The organism is Leisingera sp. F5 (genome assembly GCF_001593695.1).
The window spans coordinates 1-1073 of the sequence record NZ_LUKH01001370.1; the positions used below are offsets into that span (position 1 = coordinate 1).

2 protein-coding genes are annotated in these 1073 nt (G+C 62.8%); both read left to right on the forward strand.

All coding sequences use genetic code 11. The features are described 5' to 3' along the window. A partial coding sequence (locus A2I95_RS41505) for an invasion associated locus B family protein (protein WP_291738102.1) occupies positions 1–395 on the forward strand: 395 nt, incomplete at its 5' end. Positions 396–497: 102 nt separating this feature from the next. Then, entirely contained in the window at positions 498–893 is a 396-nt protein-coding gene (locus tag A2I95_RS41510; protein WP_367153228.1) for a lysozyme inhibitor LprI family protein, read from the forward strand. Positions 894–1073: the final 180 nt, after the last annotated feature.

Below are 1073 nucleotides of genomic sequence, written 5' to 3' on the forward strand. Positions count from 1 at the left end.
ACGAGTGCTGGGGGGTTTCCGCACCAAAGGAAACCGTGAACACCCGCGACGGCCGCGTCGTGGCGGTGCGCCGCAGCGAGATCCAGCTGTTTGTCACCTTCCGCAGCAGCGATGCCCCCAAAGGCGAAGTCAGCTTTACCGGCGGCTACCCCTTTGCGCCGGGTTCCACCGTGAACATGGCCATCGGCGAGTCCGAGTTTGAACTGTTCACCGAGGGCGAATGGGCCTGGCCGGCGACACCTGCGGATGATGCCAAGATCGTTACCGCCATGAAACGCGGCGCAAATGCGGTGCTGACCGCGCGGTCCGCCCGGGGCACCCAAACCAAGGACAGCTTCTCGCTGCTGGGCTTTACGGCCGCCTTGGATGACGCGGAAAAACGCTGCAGCAAGTAATTTCGGCTGCCTAGCGGAAACACACCAAACCCCGGCCCGTGCCGGGGTTTTCTTGTTTGAGGCCCGCAAGCGGCGTAGCATGGGACGCAGGAGGTGCTTGCCATGCCGAACTCAGCCAGTCTTCCGTGCGCTTGCCTTGCAGTTGCGCTGCTTTTCCCGCCCGCGTTTGCCAATCCGGCGCTGGAATGCGGCGCGGGAAGCCGTGAGGAAATCGGATCCTGTGTGGCGGACGATGAAGAAGGAGTGGAAGCCGCACTGCTCAACGCGCTGGAAGCCGCAATGGTCGCCGCCGCAGAGCGTGACAACACCAATGGCGGGACTGCGGTTGAAGCTGCACTGATGCAGAGCCAAACAGCCTGGGAAGGGTTCCGGAGCGCGCATTGCGCTTTTGCCGGCGAAGCCCATCCGGTGCGTGAAGACGCCGGAATTGCAACGCGGGCCTGCTGGACGACCCTGGGCCGCGCCCGGGTCGAGGAACTGGTGCGGTTTGCCAAATAGGCACTGGTCAAATCTGCGGTCTGAAACTTGTGTTCAAGGATTCCTTTTGATCTTCCCTGGGAATCCTATATAGAGCCGCATCCGCCCACCAGCACCGAGGCTAAAGCCAATGACCGCCAGCGCGCCGATCACCCAGGACGTATTGACCCTGCCCCGCAAGGATCCCGAGGGCGGCAAGGT

Coding starts and splice junctions, on each gene's coding strand:
- A2I95_RS41510 (WP_367153228.1), top strand. CDS start 498: ATGCCGAACTCAGCCAGTCTTCCGTGCGCTTGCCTTGCAGTTGCGCTG.